The organism is Aeromonas sp. 600282 (assembly GCF_049175755.1).
Taxonomy (GTDB): domain Bacteria; phylum Pseudomonadota; class Gammaproteobacteria; order Enterobacterales; family Aeromonadaceae; genus Aeromonas; species Aeromonas veronii_A.
The window spans coordinates 36,339-60,019 of the sequence record NZ_JAAKVR010000016.1 but is presented as its reverse complement, the minus strand read 5'-3'; the positions used below and the strand labels follow the sequence as shown (position 1 = coordinate 60,019).

Annotated in this window: 24 protein-coding genes; 14 read left to right on the top strand and 10 right to left on the bottom strand. The window is 60.0% G+C overall.

What is annotated here, in order from left to right; translation table 11 throughout:
- Positions 1-98: 98 nt before the first annotated feature.
- Positions 99-581 (bottom strand): sigma D regulator, encoded by a 483-nt coding sequence (gene rsd, locus G5137_RS15400; RefSeq protein WP_216952872.1) that lies wholly within the window; start codon positions 579-581, stop codon positions 99-101.
- A 337-nt stretch (positions 582-918) separates the two neighbouring features.
- Here rsd and hupA point away from each other — a divergent pair, with 337 nt between their 5' ends.
- Positions 919-1,191: a nucleoid-associated protein HU-alpha gene (gene hupA, locus G5137_RS15395; protein ID WP_005340484.1), complete on the top strand. Its 273-nt coding sequence runs from the start codon at positions 919-921 to the stop codon at positions 1,189-1,191.
- 127 nt (positions 1,192-1,318) lie between these two features.
- Here hupA and G5137_RS15390 read toward each other — a convergent pair whose 3' ends face one another.
- The 3 genes from G5137_RS15390 to G5137_RS15380 form a co-directional block, all read right to left on the bottom strand.
- Positions 1,319-1,762 carry a PACE efflux transporter gene (locus G5137_RS15390; protein WP_005358045.1) on the bottom strand — a complete coding sequence of 148 codons (444 nt, stop codon included), beginning with the start codon at positions 1,760-1,762 and terminating at the stop codon, positions 1,319-1,321.
- A gap of 164 nt (positions 1,763-1,926) precedes the next feature.
- Positions 1,927-2,784 carry a hypothetical protein gene (locus G5137_RS15385; RefSeq protein ID WP_266134763.1) on the bottom strand — a complete coding sequence of 286 codons (858 nt, stop codon included), beginning with the start codon at positions 2,782-2,784 and terminating at the stop codon, positions 1,927-1,929.
- 111 nt (positions 2,785-2,895) lie between these two features.
- Positions 2,896-4,119 (bottom strand): Nramp family divalent metal transporter, encoded by a 1,224-nt coding sequence (locus G5137_RS15380; protein ID WP_042053364.1) that lies wholly within the window; start codon positions 4,117-4,119, stop codon positions 2,896-2,898.
- A gap of 237 nt (positions 4,120-4,356) precedes the next feature.
- Between G5137_RS15380 and rpsF the strand changes: the two genes are divergently transcribed.
- From rpsF to G5137_RS15360, 4 genes are all read left to right on the top strand, one after another.
- Positions 4,357-4,743 (top strand): 30S ribosomal protein S6, encoded by a 387-nt coding sequence (gene rpsF / locus G5137_RS15375; protein WP_005308887.1) that lies wholly within the window; start codon positions 4,357-4,359, stop codon positions 4,741-4,743.
- Positions 4,744-4,773: 30 nt separating this feature from the next.
- Complete coding sequence (rpsR, locus tag G5137_RS15370) at positions 4,774-5,004, top strand: 30S ribosomal protein S18 (protein ID WP_005308890.1); 231 nt, start codon at positions 4,774-4,776, stop codon at positions 5,002-5,004.
- Between the two features lie 52 nt (positions 5,005-5,056).
- Positions 5,057-5,503, top strand: a complete 447-nt coding sequence (rplI, locus tag G5137_RS15365) for a 50S ribosomal protein L9 (RefSeq protein ID WP_005340490.1) — start codon at positions 5,057-5,059, stop codon at positions 5,501-5,503.
- A gap of 101 nt (positions 5,504-5,604) precedes the next feature.
- Positions 5,605-6,345 (top strand): ferredoxin--NADP reductase, encoded by a 741-nt coding sequence (locus tag G5137_RS15360; RefSeq protein WP_201953778.1) that lies wholly within the window; start codon positions 5,605-5,607, stop codon positions 6,343-6,345.
- 50 nt (positions 6,346-6,395) lie between these two features.
- On the opposite strand, the gene G5137_RS15355 is transcribed toward G5137_RS15360, so the two are convergent.
- Together G5137_RS15355 and G5137_RS15350 are read right to left on the bottom strand one after the other, a co-directional pair.
- A complete protein-coding gene (locus tag G5137_RS15355; protein ID WP_421255637.1) occupies positions 6,396-6,746 on the bottom strand; it encodes a hypothetical protein in 351 nt (116 codons plus the stop codon).
- Between the two features lie 19 nt (positions 6,747-6,765).
- Positions 6,766-7,062: a hypothetical protein gene (locus tag G5137_RS15350; RefSeq protein ID WP_139494910.1), complete on the bottom strand. Its 297-nt coding sequence runs from the start codon at positions 7,060-7,062 to the stop codon at positions 6,766-6,768.
- 255 nt (positions 7,063-7,317) lie between these two features.
- Between G5137_RS15350 and G5137_RS15345 the strand changes: the two genes are divergently transcribed.
- Positions 7,318-8,328 (top strand): Preprotein translocase subunit SecY, encoded by a 1,011-nt coding sequence (locus G5137_RS15345; RefSeq protein ID WP_139494909.1) that lies wholly within the window; start codon positions 7,318-7,320, stop codon positions 8,326-8,328.
- A 54-nt stretch (positions 8,329-8,382) separates the two neighbouring features.
- Here G5137_RS15345 and G5137_RS15340 read toward each other — a convergent pair whose 3' ends face one another.
- Positions 8,383-8,550, bottom strand: a complete 168-nt coding sequence (locus G5137_RS15340) for a hypothetical protein (protein ID WP_005308905.1) — start codon at positions 8,548-8,550, stop codon at positions 8,383-8,385.
- A 56-nt stretch (positions 8,551-8,606) separates the two neighbouring features.
- Here G5137_RS15340 and G5137_RS15335 point away from each other — a divergent pair, with 56 nt between their 5' ends.
- The 4 genes from G5137_RS15335 (at position 8,607) to gshA (ending at position 14,519) form a co-directional block, all read left to right on the top strand.
- Positions 8,607-9,584, top strand: a complete 978-nt coding sequence (locus tag G5137_RS15335) for an NADP-dependent oxidoreductase (RefSeq protein WP_421255636.1) — start codon at positions 8,607-8,609, stop codon at positions 9,582-9,584.
- Entirely contained in the window at positions 9,581-10,018 is a 438-nt protein-coding gene (locus G5137_RS15330) for a YqaA family protein (protein WP_042656294.1), read from the top strand. Before G5137_RS15335 ends, G5137_RS15330 begins: the two co-directional genes overlap by 4 nt.
- 27 nt (positions 10,019-10,045) lie before the next feature.
- Positions 10,046-12,859 (top strand): M16 family metallopeptidase, encoded by a 2,814-nt coding sequence (locus tag G5137_RS15325; RefSeq protein WP_236375967.1) that lies wholly within the window; start codon positions 10,046-10,048, stop codon positions 12,857-12,859.
- A gap of 61 nt (positions 12,860-12,920) precedes the next feature.
- Complete coding sequence (gene gshA / locus G5137_RS15320) at positions 12,921-14,519, top strand: glutamate--cysteine ligase (RefSeq protein WP_216976905.1); 1,599 nt, start codon at positions 12,921-12,923, stop codon at positions 14,517-14,519.
- Between the two features lie 81 nt (positions 14,520-14,600).
- On the opposite strand, the gene G5137_RS15315 is transcribed toward gshA, so the two are convergent.
- Positions 14,601-16,391: an AMP-dependent synthetase/ligase gene (locus G5137_RS15315; protein WP_421255635.1), complete on the bottom strand. Its 1,791-nt coding sequence runs from the start codon at positions 16,389-16,391 to the stop codon at positions 14,601-14,603.
- Positions 16,392-16,618: 227 nt separating this feature from the next.
- Between G5137_RS15315 and G5137_RS15310 the strand changes: the two genes are divergently transcribed.
- Positions 16,619-17,119 carry a hypothetical protein gene (locus tag G5137_RS15310; protein WP_406596058.1) on the top strand — a complete coding sequence of 167 codons (501 nt, stop codon included), beginning with the start codon at positions 16,619-16,621 and terminating at the stop codon, positions 17,117-17,119.
- Between the two features lie 7 nt (positions 17,120-17,126).
- Here G5137_RS15310 and rimI read toward each other — a convergent pair whose 3' ends face one another.
- A complete protein-coding gene (gene rimI, locus G5137_RS15305; protein ID WP_216952883.1) occupies positions 17,127-17,576 on the bottom strand; it encodes a ribosomal protein S18-alanine N-acetyltransferase in 450 nt (149 codons plus the stop codon).
- A gap of 102 nt (positions 17,577-17,678) precedes the next feature.
- On the bottom strand, positions 17,679-18,113 hold the full coding sequence (locus G5137_RS15300) for a DNA polymerase III subunit psi (protein WP_257696323.1): 435 nt from the start codon (positions 18,111-18,113) through the stop codon (positions 17,679-17,681).
- Positions 18,114-18,426: 313 nt separating this feature from the next.
- Between G5137_RS15300 and G5137_RS15295 the strand changes: the two genes are divergently transcribed.
- The 3 genes from G5137_RS15295 to G5137_RS15285 all read left to right on the top strand — a co-directional run bounded on the left by G5137_RS15295 (position 18,427) and on the right by G5137_RS15285 (position 23,547).
- Positions 18,427-20,040: an ATPase RavA domain-containing protein gene (locus G5137_RS15295; protein ID WP_421255634.1), complete on the top strand. Its 1,614-nt coding sequence runs from the start codon at positions 18,427-18,429 to the stop codon at positions 20,038-20,040.
- Between the two features lie 9 nt (positions 20,041-20,049).
- Complete coding sequence (gene viaA, locus G5137_RS15290; protein ID WP_421255633.1) at positions 20,050-21,504, top strand: ATPase RavA stimulator ViaA; 1,455 nt, start codon at positions 20,050-20,052, stop codon at positions 21,502-21,504.
- Between the two features lie 195 nt (positions 21,505-21,699).
- Positions 21,700-23,547, top strand: a complete 1,848-nt coding sequence (locus G5137_RS15285; protein ID WP_421255632.1) for a diguanylate cyclase — start codon at positions 21,700-21,702, stop codon at positions 23,545-23,547.
- Positions 23,548-23,681: the final 134 nt, after the last annotated feature.

Genomic DNA, 23,681 nt, shown 5'->3' with positions numbered 1-23,681 from the left:
CATCTCCTAGTTTGGAATCAGCTGGACACAGGGAATCATTGCTCTGAGTGTAATGCACCTTGGCTGCCAGTATCTTGAACTTGCTCCGAAAATAGCAATCAGGCTTGCTGGGCACTGAGGAACTCCACCACATGGAGTGCCTTGACCAGGCGATCTTCCTGTTTGAAGCGATCCTCCAGTACCGGGCCCAATTCGTTGAGGTCATCATCGAGCAGTAGCAGTTGGGCCTCGTCGGCATCACTGTATTTGTCGTTGAATTCGAGGGCAAACTCGGTAGTGGCACGAATATGGGGATAAATGCGCTTGGCCAGCTCCAGTGTTTCGCCGCTGGCTTGCTCGAAGGCGGTGACGACGTGGTGGTAGATCTCGAAATGGCCCGCGCTGACATAGTCGACTAGACGGTCGCAAAACTGATGCAGCTCTTCTGTTTTGGGCAGGCTGCGTTGCTTGGTCCGCGCCGGAGTAAGGCCTGCCAGCTGCATGTATCCAACCAGCAACGCTTGCCTTGCATCCAGCCAGTCGTCGATAGCTTTATGCTTGCCTGCCAGCGCCTGCTTGGTCTGTTCCAGTTTCGTCAACATAATCCCTATCCCTCCGTGGGGCAAAGGCTGGCCGATTGTTCGGTATTCCGAGCCGTTTGAGCAGTGACACAACCTATAACTAGGGAAAATCTGGGCAAGCGTCAATAGCCATGGGGGGATAATGTTAAGTGGCGAAGAAATAGTCAGCGGATTGTGTCTGCGTGCTAGCAGGTTTCAGGCCTGCTCACGGTTTTTCGCGTGTGGAATGTGACTATTTCCGCAGATCTTGATGAAAACCCCAGCGTTTGACGCGTTCGGCTCGATAAAGGCTTTGCCTGTGCGTTTTTTTTTGCATAGAGTGACCCAGCGCTAAATGCCCGATCATAAAGGAAATGTTATGAACAAAGCTCAACTTGTCGATGCGATTGCCGCCAAAGCAGATCTGAGCAAAGCTCAGGCCAAAGTGGCTCTGGAAGAGATCATCAATGGTATTACCCAGAGCTTGAAAGAAGGCGATGCTGTGCAACTGGTCGGTTTTGGCACCTTCAAGGTCACCCACCGCGCAGGCCGCACCGGTCGTAACCCGCAAACTGGTAAAGAGATCCAGATTGCTGCTGCCAACGTGCCTTCATTCGTGGCTGGCAAGGCTCTGAAAGACGCCGTCAAGTAAGTCCGAAAGTCTGTTTTGTCCAATGCCAGTCAGCTTGCTGACTGGCATTGTTTTTATGGGATTCTCCCATCCTTCCTATTAGTCCTTCCTGACTTTTCCTTCTGTCGGCCTCGTTGCGGCTGAGGCCTTATGCCGTTTGCGGGTTGGATGGCAGCGGCCAGATCCGCTCATAGGCCCAGGTAAAGACCATGATGTAGACGAGGTAGAAGGCGACGAAGCCGAGATCCAGCATCAGGGCGTCCCACACTCCCAAATCGAGCCAGAACATGACGCAGGGGAGGGAGAGCATCATAAAGCTCGCCTCATAGCCAAACGCGTGCAGGAAGCGGTCCAGTGGTCGCTTGTTGGTGCGTCCGCAAAGTTTGAGCAACCCCTTGTCGAACAACAGGTTCCAGCCGTAGGTCCAGGCAGTGGCGACGATGGAGAAGAAGATGGCCAGCGAACCGACCTCGGCGACGCCCTGACCGAACAGCTGGCTGATCAGCGGTGCGACCAGTGCCAGCCCGATGCCTTCGTAGAGAACCAGATAACGAAGTCGATCCGGGGTGGTGCGTAGTTGGGTACTACTCATGGGTGATGTGCCTCCTGTGGGAGGCGCATTCTAATCAGGGAGTGGTTAAAAGAGAAGCATCGGCCCGTCATGACTGGCGTTGAGAGGCATGATGATGCCCCCTCATTTGCGATACTTCTCTATTGCCAATTTGGGCGTTAGCCCTGAGTGGTCAAGTTTGCGACTCAGGCCTCGGTTGGCGTGACCCGGGTCAGCATGGCAAAGCCCTCTTCCACTTGAGTGAGCTGTACCTTGACCTCCCCCAACTCGGCGAGCGAGGCAACATGGGTGCCGCCACAGGGAATGGTGATCTCCTGGCCTTCCAGCATGCAGTGCCAGTAACGGGAATCGATGATCGCCTCGCCAGCGCGGCTGCGGCGGATCTCGCCTTCGGCTGCGATCCAGTCGGCCAGTTGCTGGTTGACCTGCACTTCAATCAGCGCCAGATCTGCCAGCAGCGCCTCGCTGTTGACCCCCTTCTTGCGCAGGCTCTTGCCGATGCGGTACTGCTCCCGCGATCCACAAGGCTCGACCCGAGAGCTTTGAATAGCCAGGCGGTCGAAGTCGGGCTGGCCCAGTGCATCGCGCTCGCTTACCTCCTTGCGCCAGTAGGGAGTCAGTACTCGATTGAGCGCCAACGCCGCCAGATGGCAGCCACTATGGCCCAGACTCAACGCGTGGCGGGCAGCCCTATCTACTTGCAATTCGACCTGGTTGCCAACGGCTAGTGCGTGGTCTCCGGTCAGTGGATGGACCACCACGAAACTCCACCCCTCTGCGCCCCGTTTGACCGGAATCGCAGTATCGACAAACAGCTCGCCATCCGGGCTGATGGCCCCCATCCGGCAAGGGCCAATGGCGGCTTCGCCCCCTTCCCAGCGAGCATGGCCCACATCCCCCGGCTGATCGGGCCAGAGGTGGCTCTGGGGATGAAAGGGGGTGAGGTCGGTGACCAGCAGTGTGGTGTCGCCACGCTGACAGCAGACCACGCTGGCTTGCTCCTGATGATGGCCCAGCACGAAGCTGACTCGGGTATGTTCCATGGCAAGGCTCCCGCAACGATAAATGAGAAAAGAAAGCGGCAGCATACGCCAAAGTGCGAAGAGGCTCATTAACCAGAGTTAATGAGCCCCTCTTCTCGGTTTGACGGTTCGCTAGATCATGGCGACCAGCAGGTAGGCGTTGAGCCCGATCACCAGGGCGACGATGAGGCGGCCGACCGCCTGGGTCACCGGGTGGTTGCGATACTCCCCCATCAGGGCGCGATCGCCGGTCAGCATCAACAGCGGGATCAGGGCCAGCGCGATGCCGAAGCTCAGCACCACCTGGCTCAGCACCAGGATCTCGGTGGTGTTGAGGCCCATGGCGATTACCACGAAGGCAGGGGCCATGGTGATGGCGCGGCGCAGCCAGAGCGGGATGGTGAAGCGCACGAAGCCCTGCATCACCACTTGGCCGGCCAGCGTGCCCACCACGGTAGAGCTGATGCCGGAGGCGACCAGCGAGAGGCCGAACAGAGTCGCGGCCGCCTGACCCAGCAGCGGGGTGAGGGTCTGGTAGGCCGACTCCAGCTCGGCTACTTGCTGGCTGCCGGAGCTGTGGAACGCGGCGGCCGCCATCGCCATCATCGCCAGATTGACGAAGCCGGCGATGGTCATGGCAATCGCCACATCGACCCGGGTGGTGTGCAGCCGCTGGCTGACCGAGCCCTGATCCTGCGTGTGCTGGGTCAGTGCCGAGTGCAGGTAGATAACGTGGGGCATCACGGTGGCACCGAGCACACCGGCGGCCAGATAGACGGCATCGCTGTTGGGCAGACCGGGGAAGAGAGCTCCTTCCAGTAGGCTAGGCAGATGGGGGCGGGAGAAGATCAGCTCGACGATGTAGGCCGCCGCGACAAACAACAGCAGGCCACCGACCACGAACTCCAGCGGTTTCTGGCCACGGGACTGCAACATCAGGATCCCCCAGGTCACCACGGCGGTGATGCAGGCTCCTTCAAGCAAGGTCACGCCAAGCAGCAGCTTGAAGCCGACTGCGGCGCCGATAAATTCGGCGAGATCGGTGGCCATGGCGATGATCTCTGCCTGCACCCAGTAGGCCCAGACCGCCGGTTTCGGCAGTCGGTCGCGGATGTGCTCCGCCAGATTCTTGCCGGTGACGATACCGAGTTTGGCCGAGAGGGTTTGCACCACCATTGCCATCAAGTTGGCCCATACCACTACCCAGAGCAGTTGGTAGCCAAAGGTAGAGCCCGCCTGAATATTGGTGGCGAAGTTGCCCGGGTCGATATAGCCGATGGCGGCGATAAAGGCAGGCCCGAGCAGGGTCAGTTTGAATTTGCGGGCTGGAATCGTAGTCGTCAGTGCGGGTTGCATGGCATCACCCTCCATAAGGATATGGAGAGAGAATAGATCTAAATGATAATCGTTATCAATTGTTGTTTCTGATGATTTCCATCGGGAAAAACATTTAAGGCGGCCAGTTGCAGTGAGGGATGTGATTTCGTACAATACGCCGCCCTAGAAAAGCAGCGACTAAACACCATTATGTTCCTTGCCTCCGAGGTCTGGCTGCACCTGGGCGGAGGCTGAATTAATCCGTAAGGAGCTAAAATGCGTCATTACGAAATCGTCTTCATGGTTCATCCGGACCAGAGCGAGCAAGTTCCCGGCATGATCGAGCGTTACACCGGCGCCATCACCACCTCCGGTGGTACCATTCATCGCCTGGAAGATTGGGGCCGCCGTCAGCTGGCTTACCCGATCGACAAACTGCACAAAGCCCACTACGTTCTGATGAACGTAGAAGCAGAGCAAGCCGTTATCGATGAGCTGGAAACCAACTTCCGCTTCAACGATGCCGTTATCCGCAACATGATCATGCGCACCAAGCACGCCGTGACTGAAGTTTCTCCGATGGCCAAGGCCAAAGAAGAGCGCTTCACCCGTCGTGACGACGAGCGCCGCGAAGAAGCTACTGAAGCTGCTTCCGAAGAGTAATTCTGGATCACTGACTAGAGGATAAAGGCCATGGCACGTTATTTCCGTCGTCGTAAGTTCTGCCGCTTCACCGCCGAGAACGTTACCGAGATCGACTACAAAGATATCGTTACTCTGAAAAACTACATCACTGAATCTGGCAAGATCGTACCGAGCCGTATCACCGGTACCCGCGCCAAGTATCAGCGTCAGCTGGCACGCGCCATCAAGCGTGCTCGTTACCTGGCTCTGCTGCCGTACACCGATCTGCACAACAAGTAAGAATCGGCCCGGCACTTAAGCCTAACTCAACGAAATTTATAGAGGAAAGGTAATGCAAGTTATCCTGCTCGACAAAATCGCCAAACTGGGCGGTCTGGGTGACCAAGTTTCTGTGAAATCTGGTTATGCCCGTAACTACCTGATCCCGCAAGGCAAAGCTGTTATGGCCACCAAGGCCAACATCGAAGCTTTCGGTGCTCGTCGCGCTGAGCTGGAAGCCAAACTGGCTGCCAACAAAGCTGCTGCTGAAGAGCGTGCTGCCAAGCTGGCCGAACTGGCTACCGTGGTTATCGCTTCCAAGTCTGGCGACGAAGGCAAGCTGTTCGGTTCCATCGGTACCCGTGACGTGGCTGAAGCCATCACTGCTGCCGGCGTAGCCGTTGCCAAGAGCGAAGTCCGCATGGGCAACGTTCTGCGTAACACCGGTGACTACGAAGTTGCTGTTCAGCTGCACGCTGACGTTAAAGCAACCGTACAGATCCAGGTTGTTGCCCTGTAATAGCGATTCGCTTTTGCAGAAAAAACCCGCGCTCTTGCGCGGGTTTTTTATTTTCCGGCCCGGGGGTAGAGTGAAGGTCTGTTCCACTGGAGGAGATCATTATGGCTTGGGTAGAAGGTCGCGTCATCGAACGCATCGAATGGACACCCACCCTGTTCTCCCTGCGGGTAGCGGCCGAGCTGGTCCCCTACAAGGCAGGCCAATTCACCAAGCTGGCCCTCGAGCAGGGCGATCGCCGCATTCAGCGCGCCTACTCCTTCGTCAATCCCCCCTCTGCGCCATACCACGAGTTCTATCTGGTCGAGATCCCGAGCGGTGAGCTGACTCCGTCCCTTGGCTTGCTGCAAGCGGGCGATACATTGCTGGTGCAATCCCAGGCCACCGGCTTCCTGACGCTGGATGAGGTGCCCGCCGGGCGCGATCTCTGGCTGCTCTCGACTGGCACTGCCATCGGCCCCTTCCTCTCCATGTTGGCAGATGGGGAAGCCTTCAACCGTTTCGAGAATCTGGTGCTGGTGCACGGGGTGCGCAAAGGCGAAGAGCTGAGCTATCAGGATTTGATCGCCAGCTTTGCCGAGCAATATGGCGAGCGTTTTTGCTATGTCCCCTTTGTCAGCCGCGAGCCTTGGCCCGATGCAATGGCAGGGCGGATCCCGGCGGCTATCGCCAATGGTCAGCTGCAGGCTAGAGTGGGGTTGGAGTTCTCACCCGAGCTGAGCCAAGTGCTGATCTGCGGCAATCCGGAGATGGTGAAAGAGACCCAGCAAACCTTGCTGGCGCTGGGGTTGGCCAAGAATCTGCGGCGGGCACCGGGCAATATCAGTGCGGAGAATTATTGGTAAAACAATCAGCACAGGGGCGCCAGGCCCCTGCTGGATAAGGAAAGGGGGGGTCAGTTTTTCTTGCCGTTACCCTTGTATTTATCCTTCTGTTTGTCGTGACCCTGTCCCGGGTTATTGCCGCTGTGGATGCTGCGGTTGTAGTGATCCCGGTACTTGCCATCCATCTTGTCGCAGTTGAGTTTGATCCGGCTGTCGCCAATGCCAAGATCCAGACAGTTGTCTTGCCACCAGTCGTACTCCTTGTCATCCCAGTCGAGATTGATCTTGATGTCATCACCGGAGATCTTGATGCCATCGCTATTTTTGCTTGGCGGTGCCGCAACCGCGATGCCGTGCGCCATGAGCAGGGAAAGCAGCAGGGCGCCGCGTCGGATAACGGGGTTGTGTTTAGCTTGGGTCATCGCAAGGGTACTCCTGTTGTTACTGGTCGCTCTGCGAGTTGGCAGGGACCTGGTTGGTTTTCGGTGGCTGGTTGCGATTCTCTTCATCTTCCAGATTGAATTTGACCGCCTTGCAGTCGACGGTGGAGGTCTCCCCGATATCCAGAGTGAGGCAGTCGTTCTGGGTCCAGCCGAACTGTTTGTCATCCCAGTCCAGATTGAATTTAAGCTCATCGACGGAAAATTCGGTGCCACCGCTCTCTGGATATTGCTGTGTCGCAGCGGCGCCGCCGGTAACCAGAAGAAGGGAGAGTAGCAAGGTGGTCGTACTGTTCATGATGGCCTCGGATAATTGCAACGGTGGATGAGTGTACGGATCTGGGCTGAACCCGGGCGGAATCGCACCTCATCTCACCACATGATCAAGTCAGGGAGGAATTGTATCGCTTTTCTGCTGCCGATTTGTCCGTTTTGGTCGCACTCTGGGCAGCTGGTTGCCAATCTGAAGGAATTCAGTCATTTGCCCTTCTCTGTGCGAGTCTGGCGACTATAATCGGCAGCCAACTTTTCCTGCATAGCACACCCCTTCATCATGACCACACAGGACTCCTCCACACAGCGCTACCCCAAGGGGTGGTTCGCTCTGACGACGGTATACAGTTTCACCGGATTGGCCATTCTGGCCTCCATTATCTTCTCCCTGCTGCTGTTCCTCTCCATCGATGACAACCCGCTGATGAAGTGGCTGTTCGGCGGCTTGGCCATCATCTTCGAGCTGGGCAAGTTTTACGTCTGGTACGAGTACGGCGAGCGCAAGGCACGGCGGGATTTGAGTGGTGCTCTCTGGTCGCTGCTGTTTTACAGCGTGCTGGCGGCCATCTCCATCGGCGGCAGTATCGGTGGCATCAACAGCGCCACCAATACGGTGTTGAGCCAGCAGGCGCGCCACGAGCGGGAGCTCGCCCGTTTCGACGAGCAGATCGCCAGCATCGAGCGGCAGATCCAGCTCAACGAAGAGGCAGCCCGCAAATATATCGAGCTGGAGCGCATCTCCAGTGGCGTCTCCTCGTTGCAGCATGCCAACACCAAGCTGCGCTTGCAGCAGGATGAGCTGCGTCAGCAGCGCGATGCGAAGCCGGTCAATGAGCAATCCTCCATGCTGGGGCTGATGAGCAGTCTGGCGGACGGGGTCGGGATGAGCATTAGCCAGGTGCAGTTCCTGCTGGTCTGCTTCCTCTCGGTGCTGCTCGACGTGTTCGGCGCCTTCTTCGTCAGCCTGATCGGCGAGGAGAACCGCTTTCGCCGGATGTGGCGCTGGCAGCAGGATCAAGCTCGCAGAGAGGCGCAGGCAGAGTTGGCGATGGCAGCCCAGCCTGAGCCCATGCTGCCGCCCGAGCCCGCCCCCGAGGTGCTGGCGCAGGTGCGCGGTGCGCTGGTGAGCGGTGAGCTCAAGTGCAGCAAACGCTCGGTGGCACAGGCTTTGTCACTCTCGCTGGAGGAGGTGGATCGGGTGTTCCACCATCTGCTGTCGCAAGGGGTGCTGGGGCAGGGGAGCAATCGACACTACTACCTAAATCCGGCGCTGGAGCAGCAACCCGGATAGTGAGAAGGCCACCGGAACGCGGTGGCCTTTTTCGTTATCGAGTGGCTGTGGCACTCAGTGAGTCAGCACCATCATCAGGCTGAGGAAGGCGGCCAGTCCGCCACCGATGCCGATGATCCAGTAAAACCCCTTGGCCCCCTGTTTGAGCGGGATGCGGAAGTAGAGCAGAAATGCCCACCACCCCAGTGCCAGCAACAGAGGAATAAGAAACATTCGAGCCATGGTGTCCTCGCTGTTATTCTGTTGACCCTTGATCAATCAACAGGATGGATTGTGCAATGACGCAACTACAGATTACCGCATTCGGTGACCCCTCGGTACTCAAGCTCAACCCTTCCCTCGATAAGGTGCCAGCCGATGGCGAAGTGCGGGTACGCATCTGCTTTGCGGGGGTCAATCCCATCGATGCCAAAACCCGCGCCGGTCTTGGCTGGGCGGCGGCCCAGAACAAGGACAAGCTGCCCTGGACACCGGGTTATGACATCTCCGGCGTGGTGGAGAAGATAGGCCCCGGCGTGACCTCGCTGGTCGAGGGGGATCTGGTGTGCGGCATGGTCGGTTTTCCCCTCGCTGCCGGTGGCTACGGGGAGTCTGTGGTGGCAAGCGAAGGCGAGCTGGTCAAGCTCGACGGAGTGAGCCTGCAGCAGGGGGCGGCGCTGCCGCTGGCCGGTCTCACCGCCTGGCAGGGGCTGCTTGAGCACGGCGGCCTCCAGAGCGGTCAGCGGGTCTTGATCCTCGCCGGTGCCGGTGGCGTCGGCCATCTGGCGGTGCAGTTTGCCAGCGCTTATGGCGCCGAGGTGGTGGCCACCGCCAGCCCCGACAACCATGGCTTCCTGCACGCACTGGGGGCGCGCTGGATGGTGGATTACCATGATGCGAACTGGCCAGCACGGGTGGTGGCAGAGGCCAGTCAGGTCGATCTGGTGCTGGATCTGGTGGGCGGCGAGAGCGGCAAGGCGGCGCTGGCCTGCGTCAAACCGGGTGGCCGCCTGGTGACTGTGCCTACCATTACCGCCCAGCAGATCAAGGATGCTGGGGCTGCGGCGGGTATCGAGGTGGTCGGCATGCTGGTTCACCCCGACCAGAAGCAGCTGGGTCAGATGTTGATGCTGCTGCGTCAGGGGGAGGTGAAGGTCACCCTAGCCGGTGAGTTCGCTCTGGCTGAGGGGGCGCTGGCCCATCAGGCCATCGAAGGGGGCCATGTACGCGGCAAGCTGCTGCTGCGCATGCCTGCGGCCGATGGCTATCCCGGATGAGCGAGATGATGGAGATGGGGCTGGGGTGGCTCTTTTTAAGCGCCTTTACCTCCGCCACCCTGCTGCCCGGCAGCTCCGAAGTGCTGCTGGGGGCCATGGTGGCCAAGGGGGAGTGGAGCATGGCGAGCCTGTTGCTGTGGGCGACGCTGGGCAATACCCTCGGCTCCATGACCACCTGGTGGCTCGGCTGGCTCGCCACCTTCAAGAAAAAACCGGAAGATTTTCAAGGCCGTGGGGAACAAAAAGCCTTAGGCTGGCTCAAACAACATGGTCACTGGTGTCTGCTGCTTGCCTGGACGCCGGTGGTCGGTGATGGTCTCTGTCTGTTGGCCGGTTGGCTGCGCCTCTCCTTCTGGCGCTCTCTCATTCTGATCGGGCTCGGCAAATTGTTCCGTTATGCCCTGGTTTTTCTGCTGGCCAGTCACATTTTCTAGCCTGTTTTTGTCACTCACGAGGTTACCGTGAACAAAGTCATACCTTTAACGATTCTGCTGGGCTTCACCCTGCCGGTGCTGGCGGCACCGACCCTGATCGCCGAACAGGGCAAGGAGGAGGGCAAGCTCGCCATCCCCTACCAGATGTACAAGCTGGACAACGGCCTGACCGTGATCCTGGCCCCCGATCGCTCCGATCCGCTGGTGCACCTCGATGTGACCTATCACGTCGGTTCATCCCGCGAGACGGTCGGCAAGTCCGGTTTCGCCCACTTCTTCGAGCACATGATGTTCCAGGGCTCGAAACACGTCGGTGATCAGGAGCATATGCGGATCATCAACGAGGCCGGTGGTGACATGAATGGCACCACCAACAAGGACCGCACCAACTACTACGAGACTGTGCCTGCCAACCAGCTGGAAAAAGTGCTCTGGCTGGAGGCGGATCGAATGGGCTTTCTGCTCGATGCGGTGAGCCAGAAGAAGTTCGAGATCCAGCGCGCCACCGTCAAGAACGAGCGGGCCCAGCGGGTCGACAACCAGCCGTACGGGCTGGTGAGCGAGAAGGTGGGGGAGGCGCTCTATCCACGTACTCACCCCTACTCCTGGCAGCCTATCGGTTACGTGGAAGATCTCGACCGGGTCGATGTGAACGACCTCAAGCAGTTCTTCCTGCGCTGGTATGGCCCCAACAACGCCACCCTGACTCTGGGCGGCGACTTTGACAGCAAGCAGGCCCTCGAATGGATCGAGAAGTACTTCGGCTCCATCCCGCGCGGTCCGGACGTGGCCGAGCCGACGCCAAAGCCGGTGACTCTGCCCGAGACCCGCTACGTGACGCTGCAGGACAAGGTGCACCTGCCGCTGCTCTATATCAGTTACCCCACCGTATCCCTTGGCGATCCGCAGGAGCCTGCGCTCGACATGTTTGCCGACGTGCTCGGCGGTTCCGCCAGCTCCATGCTCTATCAGTCGCTGGTTAAAACCGGCAAGGCGATCGATGTGGGGGCGTCCCACTACTGCGAAGAGCTGGCCTGTACCCTGACCGTCTACGCCTATCCCAATCCGTCGGTGGATGGCAGCCTCAAGACCCTCAAGGGGGAGGTGGACAAGGTGATCGGCGAGTTCGCCCAGCGCGGCCTCAAGCCGGAAGATCTGGAGAAGGCGATCGCCAAGTACCGCGCCTCAGCCATCTGGGGTCTGGATAGCGTCTCCGGCAAGGTGAGCCAGCTCGCCATGGGTCAGGTGTTTGCCCAGGATCCCAACTATGTGTTCAAGACGCTGGATGCCATCGGCAAGGTGACACCGGAGCAGGTGAAGGCCGCCTACGACAAGTTCATCGCCGACAAGCCGGCGGTGGTGCTGAGCGTGGTGCCCAAGGGCAAGACAGAGTGGCAGGTTGCCACCCCGAACTTTACCCCCGCCAAGCGCGAGCTGCCGGATTACAGCAAGCATGACGAGGCGCTGGCCGAACGACCGGTAAAAGACAATTTCGATCGCAGCGTGCAACCCAAGGCGAGTGAGGCGGTGAGCGTCAAGGTGCCCGCCATCTGGCACGGCAAGCTCGACAAGAACATCGAGATCATCGGTACCAAGAGTGACGAGATCCCCGCCGTCTCCATCATGATTGCCCTGCCGGGCGGCATTCGTGCCGAAGATAAGGGGCAACTGGGGCTGGCCAATCTGACTGCCGCCATGATGGGGCAGGGCACGGTGCGCCTGACCGAGGCTCAGCTGAGCGATGAGCTGCAAAAGCTGGGCTCAAGCATCGATGTCTCCAGCGCCCAGTACAACAACCTCATCACCGTCAGCTCGCTGGCGGACAAGTTGCCCCAGACCCTGGCGCTGGTGCGCGAGGTGCTGGAGCGCCCGGGCATGCGGGAGGCGGACTTCGAACGGGTCAAGGCGCAGCTGCTGCAAGGGATGCAACAGGCCCAGCAGCAGCCCGAGTGGCTGGCCGGGCAGGCGTTCCGCGAACTGGTCTACGGCAAGCAGAACCGCCTCGGTCAACCTACCGACGGGGTAGCGGCCGATGTGGCCAAGCTGACCCTGGCGGACGTGAAGCACTTCTATCAGGCCTACTACAACCCCACCAACGCCAAAGTGGTGGTGGTCGGTGATGTGGACCAGAAGCAGATCGAGGAGCAACTTGGCTTCCTGACCGAGTGGAAGGGAGCCACGCCGACTCTGGGAGATCTCAAGCTCAAGGGTGAGCAGGCCAAGCCGGGCATCTATCTGGTCGACAAGCCGGGGGCGCCCCAGTCGGTGATCCGCATCGGCCGCCGCGCCATGCCGTTTGATACCACGGGGGATTACTTCACCGCCGGGCTGATGAACTTCAACCTGGGTGGCAACTTCAACAGCCGCATCAACCTCAACCTGCGGGAAGACAAGGGCTACACCTACGGCGCCAGCTCGGGTTTCTCCGCCAACCGCGAGGTGGGCACCTTCGCCACCGGCGCCAATGTGCGGGCCGATGCGACCGTGGATGCCATTCGCCAGTTCCTCAAGGAGATGGACAACTACCGCAAGAGCGGCCCGACCCCGGTCGAGCTGGCCTATATGCGCAGCGCGGTCTCCCAGCAGGATGCTCTCTCTTACGAGACCTTGGGCCAGAAGGCGGGCTTCCTGCTGCAGATGGTGATGTATGACCTGAAACCGGACTATGTGCAGGCCCAGAACAACCTGATCAAAACGGTGTCGCCCGAGGCGCTGAAGGCCAGTGCCGCCCGTTGGCTCAATCCGGCCGACATGGTGATCGTGGTGGTGGGAGACAAGCAAAAGCTTGAAAAACCCCTGAAGGAGCTTCATCTTCCCATCTATCCGCTGCAGTTGCCGTAACTGACGCTTTATAAAAATCAAGAGCCGCCCCGGATGGGGCGGCCTCACATGAGCCGTGAATATGACTACAACAAGCTTGTCGCTCACCGAGTTGCTGAATGCGTTGGGATCACCGGAGCGCCTCACCGCGCTCAAGGGGATCCGGCGCGGGATCGAGCGTGAATGCCTGCGCATCACGCCGGATGGCCGACTCGCCCAGAGTGACCATCCCCGGGCGCTGGGCTCGGCCCTGACCCATCCCAATATCACCACCGACTACTCGGAGAGCCTGCTGGAGTTCATCACCCCGGCCACCGACTCCATCGACAGCCTGATGGAGCAGCTCGGCGACATCCATCACCATGTGATTCAGCATCTGGGTGATGAGCGGATTTGGCCGCTCTCCATGCCCTGCTTCGTCGGCGGGGAAGAGAGTATCCGGCTGGCCCAGTACGGCAGCTCCAACATCGGCCGGATGAAGACCCTCTACCGTCAGGGCTTGAAGAACCGCTACGGCAGCCTGATGCAGGTGATCGCCGGGGTGCACTTCAACTTCTCCATGCCAGACAGCTTCTGGAGCGAGTGGCAGGATCTGGTGTGCGAAGGGTGCTGCAGCCAGCGCTTTATCTCCGATAAATACATGGGGCTTATTCGCAACGTCTACCGTTTCGGCTGGTTGGTGCCCTATCTGTTCGGCGCCTCCCCGGCCATCTGCGAATCCTTCCTCAAAGGGCGCAAGAGCAACCTGCCGTTCGAGAATACCGGCAAGGGTACCCTCTATCTGCCTTACGCCACCGCGCTGCGTCTCTCCGATCTCGGTTACACCAACAGCGCCCAGGCTGGGCTCAAGATCAGCCACGACAGCCTGCCAGCCTATGTCAGCAGCCTGCGCCGCGCCATCAACACCCACAATCCCGACTTTGCCAAGATCGGGGTCAAGGTGGATGGGGAGTATCGTCAGCTCAACGACAACGTGTTGCAGCTGGAGAACGAGCTATACGCCCCGATCCGCCCCAAGCGCACCCCGCGCAGCGGCGAGAAGCCCTCGGATGCGCTGGATCAGCGCGGCATCGAATACATCGAGCTGCGCACCGTGGACGTCAACCCCTTCACCCCGCTCGGCATCGATGCGGATCAGATCCGCTTCTTCGACCTGTTCCTGGTCTGGTGTCTGCTGCGCCCCTCTCCGGTGCTGAGTGACGAGGAGATTGCCCGCAACCGCCGCAACCAGAACAAGGTGGTGCTGGAAGGGCGTCGTCCCGGCCTGACGCTGGAAGATGAGCAGGGCAATGCCATTGGCCTCAAAGAGTACGGCCTCAAACTGTTCGACGAGCTGGCTCAGGTGGCCGATCTGCTGGATCGCTGCTGCGGCCGCAACCGCTATCGCGAGACGCTGGCGATGCATCGCGAGAAGCTGCTCAACCCCGAGCTCACCTATTCCGCCCGCATGCTCAAGGAGCTGCTGGAGAGCGGCAAGGACAACGGCTGCTATGGCGACAAGCTGGCGACCCGCTATCGCGAGGAGCTGCTGGCAGGGGAGCTGCAGTACTGGGATGAGGCCTACTTTGCCGGTGAGGCGAAGGATTCGCTGGCCAAGCAGCGGGAGCGCGAGCGCAGCGACAGCCTGTCGTTCGATGACTTCCTGGCCGACTACTTCGGTACCAATACCACTACGGCCTGAAGGCGGGTTCGTACCAACCAAGGTGCCAACAAAAAGCCGCTCGAGTGAGCGGCTTTTTTATTTCTCTGAACCTGAGCGATATCAGACGTGGTTATACATGGCCTCGATTTCGCTCTGATACTTGGCTTCGATGATCTTGCGGCGCAGCTTCATGGTGGGGGTCAGTTCACCCAGCTCCATGGAGAAGGCGCTCGGCAGCAGGGTGAACTTCTTCACCTGCTCGAACTTGGCCAGCTCTTTTTGCAAGTCGGCGATGCGTGCTTCGAAGAACTCCATTACCCGGGAGTGGCGCAGCAGCTCGGTCTTGCACTGGTACTGCAGGTTGATGGAGCGGGCGTACTCCTCCAGCGACTCGAAGCAGGGGACGATCAACGCCGAGACGAAGTGGCGGGCATCGGCGACGATGGCGATCTGCTCGATAAAGCGATCCTTGCCGATGGTCCCTTCCACCAGTTGCGGGGCCACGTACTTGCCGTTGGAGGTCTTCATCAGCTCCTTGAGGCGCTCGGTGAAGTAGATATTGCCCTGGCTGTCGAGCTCACCGGCATCGCCGGTACGCAGGAAGCCATCCTCGGTCATCACTTCTGCGGTGGCTTCCGGTTTGTTGTAGTAGCCGCGCATCACGGTGGGCGAGCGCACCAGCAACTCGTTGTTCTCACCCAGCTTCACTTCGATGCCGTTGAGTGCCGTGCCGATGGAGCCGAGCTTGAACTGGCTCTCTTCGTAGCAGCAGACGGTGGCGGTGGTCTCGGTCATGCCGTAGCCGTACTTGAGATTGAGCCCCATCGCCTGGAAGAAGAGGTTCACATCGTCGGCCAGACGGGCGCCCGCCACCGGCAGAAAGCGGGTGCGGCCGCCGAAGCGGGCGCGCAGCTTGCGAAACACCAGTCGCTCGGCAAGCCAGAGCTGGCCGTAGAGCAGCGGGGAAGCGGACTTGCCCGCCTGACGGGTGGCAACCATCTGTTTTCCGACCCGGGTCGCCCAGCCAAACAGGGCGCGGCGCAGAGCCGGAGCCTGAGCCACCTTGGCCTGGATCATGGCATAGGCCTTCTCGTAGAGGCGCGGCACGGCGCACATCACGGTCGGCTGCACCTCGCCAATCACATCCATCACCTTCTGCGGATCGCGGATATAGACGTTCTCGGCGCCGCAATAGAGCACGTAGTAGCTCCATGCCCGCTCGAACACGTGGCTGAGCGGCAGCATGCAGAGCGACACATCCTGCTCGTTCAGGTCGAGGCGGCTGTTGTGCATCTCGAAACAGGCGGCGATGTTGCTGAAGTCGAGCATGACCCCCTTGGGCTCGCCTGTGGTGCCGGAGGTGTAGATCAGGGTCAGCAGATCATCCATCCGGTACTGGGTTTCCCGTACTCGCAGTTCCTGCTCGCTGGGCTGATGGTTGCCGGAGACCAGAAATGTCTGGAAGTGGCTCGCCTGCTCGCAGCCGCGCAAGTTGACGCTGCCGTCGAGGGCGATGAGCTGGCGGATCTCGCCGCTTTCAATCAGTTGCAGCGCCTGATCGAACTGAGGTTGTTCGCCAACGAACAGCACCTTGATGCCGGCATCTTTGACGATGTAGCGCAGCTGATCGAGCGTGCTGGTGGGGTAGATAGGGACGCTGACGCCGCGGGCGGCAAGGATGCCGAGATCGGCCTGGGTCCACTCCGGCATGTTGCGGGCATAGATGCCGACCATTTCGGTTGGCTGGTGGCCGGCACGGATCAGCGCCTGTGCGCAGTAGTCCATGGCCTGGCCCAGAGTACGCCAGCCGATGGCGCGCCACTGGCCATCTTGCTGAACCCGCAGGGCAGCCTTGTTGCCAAGCTGGGCAATACGTTCACGCATCAGTCGAACCAGATGAAGCTTCGGCATCAGTTAAACATCCTTTAATTACAGTTGTACGCCCGCGAGGGCACTAAAAATCGGGCTAGAGTTTAAACTCCAAGATTACAGCTTACAAGTGTTCGCTGTTTGTCTTGGATCACAAAGAGTGCAAATAGCTCTTCCTTTGTGCAGAGTGGCCGATACTGCAAAGGAGCAAAGGGAGAGTTAACGATATGAATCTATGGATGAAAGGGGCATTGGCCGTGATCGGGCTCATGATGGTGGGGGGCGGGGCGGCCTGGTACTTTCTGGGCAAGACACAGCAGCCTGCGAATCCCTGGTATGAAGGGGCGGAGGGATACCAGCAGGCCCAACAGCAGGCATTGGCGCTGGGCTATCCGCTGCTCTATGTGCTGGAGACCCCCAAGTGCCGTCGCTGCAAGGCATTGAACGAACGCTTCTGGCGCAGTGAAGAGATGAGAGTGCCGTTGAGCCGATTGGTCAAGGTGCGGCTCAATCCGGGCAAGGGGGATGGTAGTGAACAGATCCTGCGCCGTTTTCCCAAGGTGGCCACACCGCCCGGCATCTATATCCAGCAGCCGGGTCAACCCCTCAAACCGATCAAGATAGTGGTGGATATACAGCAGATCTGGATGCCGGGGAAAACCTGGCTGCGGGGCTTCTATATGCCGCTTTCCGCCGCCGGATTCGAGGCGGTGGTTCACACCACTCTCTCCTTGCAGGATCCGGCGATGGACAATGCCCCCCTCGATTGAGGCGGGATCAGCTGAAGTCGAACAGGCGGGACATCAGTACCGCATCTTCCCGATCATTGCCGGTGCCGTAGTAGTCGGCGCGGCGGCAATACTCGGCAAAGCCGGCGCTCTCGTAGAGGTTGATGGCGGTCTGGTTGCCTGCCCGCACCTCGAGAAACCAGGCCTCTGCCCCGGCTTGTTTGCTGCGAGTCAGGTAGGCTTGCAGCAGTGTCCGTCCCAACCCCTTGCCCTGAAATTCGGGGTGGACACAGATATTCATCAGCGAGCTGTCTCCGGCCACCAGATCCGAGATATAGAAGCCGGCCGGGCGACCATCGACCAGCATCAAGCCGTTGAGATAGCGAGGACCGAAGCAGGATAGCAGGTTGGCCTGGCTCCAGGGCTCCTTGTGGGCGGCCTGCTCTATGGGATAGACAAGGTCGAAATCGGCTTCGAGCAGGGGACGAAACTCAGGCATGTTGACTCCGGGTGACTGGGTGGAGGATGTCGGGGTTGGCAAAGACGACTTTTGTAAAATCAGGTAAAAAGAGCGGCTTCCAAGAGGGCGTTGAAGGCATGATCATGCCGTACTGTTCGCCAGGTGTCGGCGTAGTTGTTGCCACAGGGCGCGCTTTTGTGCGGCACTGGGGGCCAGCGGACAGATCAACGCATCGGGTCGTTCCGGGTTGGCCTCCGTCAGCCAGAGCAGCGGTGAGGCATCCGCCGTTTGCAGATCGGCAGGCGGCAGCTCGCTGAGCAGTGAGACCTCGTCGGGGGTCATGCCGAGCAGCTGGCAGATATCCGCCAGCAGCGTGGTGGCAGGCAGCTGAGGCGCCAGCAACCAGAGTTTGCCGCTGGGCAGCGGAGCGCGGGTGGCCGGTGCTGTCTGGTCGGGCTGCACGGCATCTTGCGCAAGCTCGGGTACGAGATCTGCACCCAGCAATGCCGGACGACGCAGTTGCCAGCTTTGAATGCCCATGCGGGCCAACATGCTCTGACGAACGGGATCTTGCATCTGGGGCGACTCACTCTTGATCTGCGTTGGGGAAAATTGTGTTGCGCAGGGTACACTCGAACCGCTTTTGCTGCACCCTTTGCAACGCATCATCTGGCGCATGCGGGCATGGTGCCATCACGACACTGGCTATGCATGGGCGCAGCACGCTGCCGATACGGTATCGCACTGCCTTTGCGTTTTTTCCTGCCAGAGGCGGGTATTGTGCGGCAAGAGATACCAGAATAAACATCATAACAAGACAAAACCCAAGGTCGAGCAAATGGATATCGCGCCTTGGGGCTAACATCATCCCAGCTTCGGAACACTCTCTATGTCGTCTTTAGCTCAAGCCCAGAACCCTGCGCGTCTTATTCCCATCCAGGAGCGCCTGCCCCGGCTGCTGGCAGCCCTCGGTGAGGGGCTTTATGAACGGCAGGATGCCCTGCGCCTCGGTCTGCTGGCAGCCCTCAGTGGCGAGAGTGTCTTCTTGCTGGGGCCACCCGGTATCGCCAAGAGTCTGATTGCCCGTCGCCTCAAGCTGGCCTTTCACGACGCCCGCCACTTTGAATATCTGATGACCCGTTTTAGCACACCGGAGGAGGTATTTGGCCCCCTCTCCATTCAGGCGCTGAAAGAGGATGGCAAATACCTGCGCCTCACTGCCGGCTATCTGCCGGAGGCTGAGGTGGTGTTCCTCGACGAGATCTGGAAGGCGGGTCCCGCCATTCTCAACACCCTGCTCACCGCCATCAACGAACGGCAGTTCCGCAATGGTGATAGCCAGCATCCCATCCCCATGCGGCTGCTGGTGACCGCCTCCAACGAGCTGCCGGCGCCGGACAGCGGGCTGGAAGCGCTCTACGACCGGATGCTGGTGCGGATCTGGATGGACCGGGTGCAGGAGAAAGCCAACTTTCAATCCATGCTGGCCAGCGACGGTCACGCCCACCAGAATCTGCCGGAATCCCTGCAGATCCGGGGGGATGAGTACGAGCAGTGGCAGAGCCAGATTGAGCTGGTGCGCCTGCCGGATGCCTGTTTCGAACTTATCTATCAGCTGCGCCAGCAGCTAGACAGCCAGCTGGCCCATCGCTGTTATGTGTCGGATCGCCGCTGGAAGAAGGCGGTACGGCTCATCAAGGCGAGCGCCTTCTTCAATGGCCGCGATGAGGTCGCACCGGTAGATCTGCTGCTGTTCAAGGATTGTCTCTGGCACGACGAGGAGTCCCGCACCGCCCTGCTGGAGATGATGACCGAGTTTTCCCGTCTCTACGGTTATCAGCAACTGGCCTTGACCCGCCAGCTGCTTGTCCTGCGGGATCAATTCAAACAGCTCAAACAGGGCGTGGCACAACGTCTCTGCTGCAAGGCGCGCAAGCGCAAGCAGTGGTTTGGCAGACGGGCGAGGGGGATCGAGATCCCGCTCGCCAACGCCAGACCCTTTGGCAAGCAGGTGCACTTCCATCTGCTCACCCCGGCCCCGCTGGATGGCAGCGATCCCGAGCGTCTCACCAGCACCCTGGTGTTCGATCGTACCCTGCTTTCCCATTGGCATCCGACCGGTGAGGCGCTGGTGGGTTATCAATATGGCAACCCGAAAGAGGGACACTACGAGCTGGTACTTGACGATGAGCTGCGCCTGCAGGTGCTCGATATCCAGCGCCAGCAGATCCCGCTGGTATTGATGGAGCGCAACGCCATCCCTGAGGTGGTGCTGGAGCCCTGGCTGCAAGCGCTCGATGAGCTGCTTGCCCAGGTTGGCAAGGTGGTGCAGGAGCTTAAACAGCAGCGCACTCTGTTCGATCGTCATCGGCAGCACCTCTTTATTGCCCAGCGCTGGCTGCAACAGGTGGAAGACAGCTTCTTCGTGCTGAGCCGGGATCTTGAACTGCTGCGCGGCGAGCTGACACAGTGGCGCGAGCGGTTGCCAAGGCTGGACGAGTAAGGAGCGCTCATGCTTGAGATTGGCATGCTGGATCTGGGGCTCCTGATCGGTGAAGGGGAGCTGGCAGGGGAGGTGGCTCTTTTGCTTGCTGCGTCGCCCAAGATCTCCGAGTTCATCAAGCGCTCCCCGCTGCAGGGCAAGCTGCTGAAAAAGCGCCTGCAGAGCTGGGGTGAGCAGCTTGGCGAGGAGATCCGTCACAAGCCGGTGCCGGTGGCGCTGGAGCAGGAGTACCTGCTCTATCAGGCGCACCGGCAGTTGCCGATGACCGAACTGATAGGCCGTTTGCCCGCCCTGCTGGAGTCGCTGGATCACTACAGCCCCTTTGCCGGTGAGGCCCGTTCGCTGGTTCGCCAGCTGATGGCTCACCCCACCGAGGGGCTGCGCCAGCTCTTTATCGATAAGTGGCGCGCCAGTCTGGTGGGGAGCCTGCTGCAACTGCAGCAGCAGATCGCCGAGGCGGAGCGGGAGAAGCAGCGTCAGGAGATTGAAGATCAGCTGCTGGCGAGCCGCACCCTGGCCGATGCCCTCGATCCGAACCAGATCTCAGCCGGTGGTCTTTGGGATCTGGCGCAGGGGCACTGGCACAAACGCAGTCTGGTGCTGGTCAAGCAATACGCCCGTATGTTGCAGCGCGAGCCCTTGCTGGCGGAGATTGCCGCTCTGCTCGGGCGCAGCGAGCGGGATCGCCGGGCGCAGGAGCAGCCGGTGCCACCGGTTCAGGTGCTGGAGCTGGAGCCCGCCCCCAGCGACGATGTGCCGGACGACCTGGTGGGCATCCACCAGGCGAGCGACCTGATGCGGCTACTGCCAAGCGAGGCGGTGATGCTGGGGCTGCCGGAGCTGGAGCTGGAGTTCTACCGCCGCTATCTGGAGCGGCGCCTGCTCAGTTACCAGTCACGCGGCACCTTGCCGCGCCAGCGCATCATGCTGCGCACCCCGGAGCAGGGGGGGCAGCAGTTGCAGCAGCGGGGCCCCTTTATCGTCTGTGTCGATACCTCCGGCTCCATGGGGGGCTATCCCGAGGAGTGTGCCAAGGCACTCTTTCTTGCGCTGCTCAAGGTGGCGATGGATGAGAAGCGCGGTTGCTACCTGATGCTCTTCTCTACCGAGGTGGCGACCCTTGAGATCACCGCCGATACCGGACTGGACAAGGCGGAGCGCTTCCTCTCCATGAGCTTTCACGGTGGTACCGATCTGGTGCCTTGTCTGGAGAAGGCGCTGGTCAAACTCGATGAGCCCGCTTTTGCCAAGGCAGATGTGCTGGTTATTTCGGACTTTATCGCTCAGAGTCTGCCCCATGCCCTGCTCGAGCAGATGAACCGCTATCGCCAGCGCCAGACCCGCTTTCACGCAGTGGCCATGTCCCGGCACGCCAAACCGGCACTGTTGCGGATCTTTGACAACAGCTGGCTGCTCGATTGCGGTCTGCGCGGCCGGCTACTGCGGCGCTGGCAGCATCATTAGTTACCGGGAGGGAGCCAGCCCCCTCTTTCGCTCTGTATCCCCCTCCTCATTCCAACGTTATGATATTGCTGTAAAATGTGAGATGAAACCCATTCAAGTCCTCTCTCCTTGCGGTAGCCTTTACAGCCGTTGTTACAGGGTGATTTTCCGGTATCGGGTCGCCTGCTGCTCTTTCCCCATTCATCCGGAGTGTTTATGAGCCGACTTGCCTTGCTGCTGTTGCTGGCGGTATTCGGGCTGGCAGCCAGACCCTTGTCCCCCGAGCAGTTGGAAAATGAACTGGAGGAGATGGAGCAGGTCCATCAGCCTATCGAGTTGCTGCGGGAGCGCGTTGCTCGCTTGCTGCGGGATGGCAGCGACTATCCACCGTCCCAGCTGATGCGGATCAGTCGTCTGGCTTGCTGGGCCCAATCTGCCGATGACATCCAGGCGTCTCGCCGTGCGATTGCGTATGCCGACAGCCAACTGGTGCTGGCTCAACAACGGGGAGATGACGCAGCCATTGCCGAGTTGCTCATCTGTCGTGGCTGGTTCAATCAGCTGCTCGGCGAGGTGGCACAAGCCCGTCGGGATTATGATGAGGGGCTGCGGTTGGCAGGGGAGGCCGCTGTGCTCAAGCTGGAGGCGCTGGCGCTGTCCCACCGGGGAGCCATGTTGTCGTTTCAGGGGGCGTCAGGGCAGGGGCTGGTGGATCTCACTAGGGCGCACGACATCTACGAACGGTTGGGATTGACCACCTGGTATAACCGGGCGCAGCTCGAGATTGCCGCCGCGTTTCGCCGCATGGGTCTCTATGCCGAGGCTCTCACTACCCTGAACCGGTTGCATGAACACTTTGCCCACAACCATGACGGGTTCGGTTTGGCCAGGATGAGAGAGCAGCTGGCTCTGGTCTATCTGGAGACGGGGCGCTATCAGGAAGCGCAGCAGGAGCTCGAACGTAGTCTCGCCTTTTTGCAACAACCCGAGTACCGGATTGAACATGCGGATCGTCAAGTGATGCTGGCGGAGGCTCTGCTCGGTCTGGCGCGCCTGGAGCAGGCCGGACGCTTGCTGGCGCAGGCAGCAGGCGTGCTCACCCCTGAAGTTGATCCTATCCTCCACGCCCATCTCGAGCTGGTAATGGCCAAACTGCAGGTGAAAATGCGGGATCCGGTCCCGGCCTTGAGCGCACTGGCGAAGATTGAACCGATCCTGAAGGCTGAGGGGCACACTCGTTACCTGATGGATCTCTACGCAGTGCGCAGCGAAGCATTCGAGCTGCAAGGGGACTATCCGGCTGCGCTGGCGGCCTTGCGGGATCATTTGGTGCAAGAGCAGCGCCTCGACCAGATGCAGCGAGAGCAGAGTACAGCCTGGGTGCGCGGCCAGTTTGAACTGACCCGCCAGGCGGAAGAGAACAAGCGGTTGCGGGTCGAGCAGCAGTTGCAGCGGCAGGAGCTGGCGCAGATCAAGGAGCGTCGCTTCTGGTTGCTGGTGGTGATGGTGCTCTGCGGTGGAGTGGCTCTGCTGACGATGAGGTGGTTGCTGGAGCGCAATCGTCGGATGCATCGGTTGGCCTTTACCGATGAGCTGACCGGCATCGATAACCGGCGTCGGGTGCTGGTGGATGGGCGCGAGCACTTTGAGCTGGCCCGCAGGCAGCGAATGCCCTTTTCTCTGCTGCTTTTTGATATCGATCACTTCAAGCGGATCAACGATTTGCTGGGGCATCATCAGGGAGACCGGGTACTGCAGTGGGTATCCAGAATGGTGGCAAGAGAGTTGCGGCAGCAGGATCTGCTGGGCCGTACCGGTGGAGAGGAGTTTTTGGCACTGCTGCCGGAGACGGGGCTGGAGGAGGCGTCCCGTTTGGCTGAGCGGATCCGCGCCAGGGTCGGCCAACGGGCGTTGCCCGGTTTGTCCCATCCGGTGACCATCAGCATCGGGTGTGCCTGCCAGCGCGATGATGATCAGGATCTGGCCGCGTTGATCCGGCGTGCGGATGAGGCTCTCTACCGGGCAAAAGGGGCCGGGCGCAACCGGGTGGAAACAGACGACTGACGGACTGGGTATTTTTCACTCGCGCGGGTATAATGTCGCGCAATTTTGCTTTGACTCAGGCGATAAGACCCATGTAACGCAACCCTCCTCCCTCTCTCCACCAGGTTGGCAACACGCCAGCTGGCGTGGCTTTC

What these genes read in the sequence shown, in the direction of transcription:
- G5137_RS15300 (WP_257696323.1), bottom strand. Translation starts at nt 18,113, where the DNA reads ATGCAAGATCCCGTTCGTCAGAGCATGTTGGCCCGCATGGGCATTCAA.
- G5137_RS15355 (WP_421255637.1), bottom strand. Translation starts at nt 6,746, where the DNA reads ATGACCCAAGCTAAACACAACCCCGTTATCCGACGCGGCGCCCTGCTG.
- G5137_RS15385 (WP_266134763.1), bottom strand. Translation starts at nt 2,784, where the DNA reads ATGGAACATACCCGAGTCAGCTTCGTGCTGGGCCATCATCAGGAGCAA.
- G5137_RS15390 (WP_005358045.1), bottom strand. Translation starts at nt 1,762, where the DNA reads ATGAGTAGTACCCAACTACGCACCACCCCGGATCGACTTCGTTATCTG.
- G5137_RS15380 (WP_042053364.1), bottom strand. Translation starts at nt 4,119, where the DNA reads ATGCAACCCGCACTGACGACTACGATTCCAGCCCGCAAATTCAAACTG.
- G5137_RS15330 (WP_042656294.1), top strand. Translation starts at nt 9,581, where the DNA reads ATGAGCGAGATGATGGAGATGGGGCTGGGGTGGCTCTTTTTAAGCGCC.
- G5137_RS15350 (WP_139494910.1), bottom strand. Translation starts at nt 7,062, where the DNA reads ATGAACAGTACGACCACCTTGCTACTCTCCCTTCTTCTGGTTACCGGC.
- hupA (WP_005340484.1), top strand. Translation starts at nt 919, where the DNA reads ATGAACAAAGCTCAACTTGTCGATGCGATTGCCGCCAAAGCAGATCTG.
- rplI (WP_005340490.1), top strand. Translation starts at nt 5,057, where the DNA reads ATGCAAGTTATCCTGCTCGACAAAATCGCCAAACTGGGCGGTCTGGGT.
- rsd (WP_216952872.1), bottom strand. Translation starts at nt 581, where the DNA reads ATGTTGACGAAACTGGAACAGACCAAGCAGGCGCTGGCAGGCAAGCAT.
- G5137_RS15315 (WP_421255635.1), bottom strand. Translation starts at nt 16,391, where the DNA reads ATGCCGAAGCTTCATCTGGTTCGACTGATGCGTGAACGTATTGCCCAG.
- G5137_RS15360 (WP_201953778.1), top strand. Translation starts at nt 5,605, where the DNA reads ATGGCTTGGGTAGAAGGTCGCGTCATCGAACGCATCGAATGGACACCC.
- gshA (WP_216976905.1), top strand. Translation starts at nt 12,921, where the DNA reads ATGACTACAACAAGCTTGTCGCTCACCGAGTTGCTGAATGCGTTGGGA.
- rimI (WP_216952883.1), bottom strand. Translation starts at nt 17,576, where the DNA reads ATGCCTGAGTTTCGTCCCCTGCTCGAAGCCGATTTCGACCTTGTCTAT.
- G5137_RS15295 (WP_421255634.1), top strand. Translation starts at nt 18,427, where the DNA reads ATGTCGTCTTTAGCTCAAGCCCAGAACCCTGCGCGTCTTATTCCCATC.
- G5137_RS15310 (WP_406596058.1), top strand. Translation starts at nt 16,619, where the DNA reads ATGATGGTGGGGGGCGGGGCGGCCTGGTACTTTCTGGGCAAGACACAG.
- G5137_RS15335 (WP_421255636.1), top strand. Translation starts at nt 8,607, where the DNA reads ATGACGCAACTACAGATTACCGCATTCGGTGACCCCTCGGTACTCAAG.
- G5137_RS15340 (WP_005308905.1), bottom strand. Translation starts at nt 8,550, where the DNA reads ATGGCTCGAATGTTTCTTATTCCTCTGTTGCTGGCACTGGGGTGGTGG.
- rpsF (WP_005308887.1), top strand. Translation starts at nt 4,357, where the DNA reads ATGCGTCATTACGAAATCGTCTTCATGGTTCATCCGGACCAGAGCGAG.
- rpsR (WP_005308890.1), top strand. Translation starts at nt 4,774, where the DNA reads ATGGCACGTTATTTCCGTCGTCGTAAGTTCTGCCGCTTCACCGCCGAG.
- G5137_RS15285 (WP_421255632.1), top strand. Translation starts at nt 21,700, where the DNA reads ATGAGCCGACTTGCCTTGCTGCTGTTGCTGGCGGTATTCGGGCTGGCA.
- viaA (WP_421255633.1), top strand. Translation starts at nt 20,050, where the DNA reads ATGCTTGAGATTGGCATGCTGGATCTGGGGCTCCTGATCGGTGAAGGG.
- G5137_RS15345 (WP_139494909.1), top strand. Translation starts at nt 7,318, where the DNA reads ATGACCACACAGGACTCCTCCACACAGCGCTACCCCAAGGGGTGGTTC.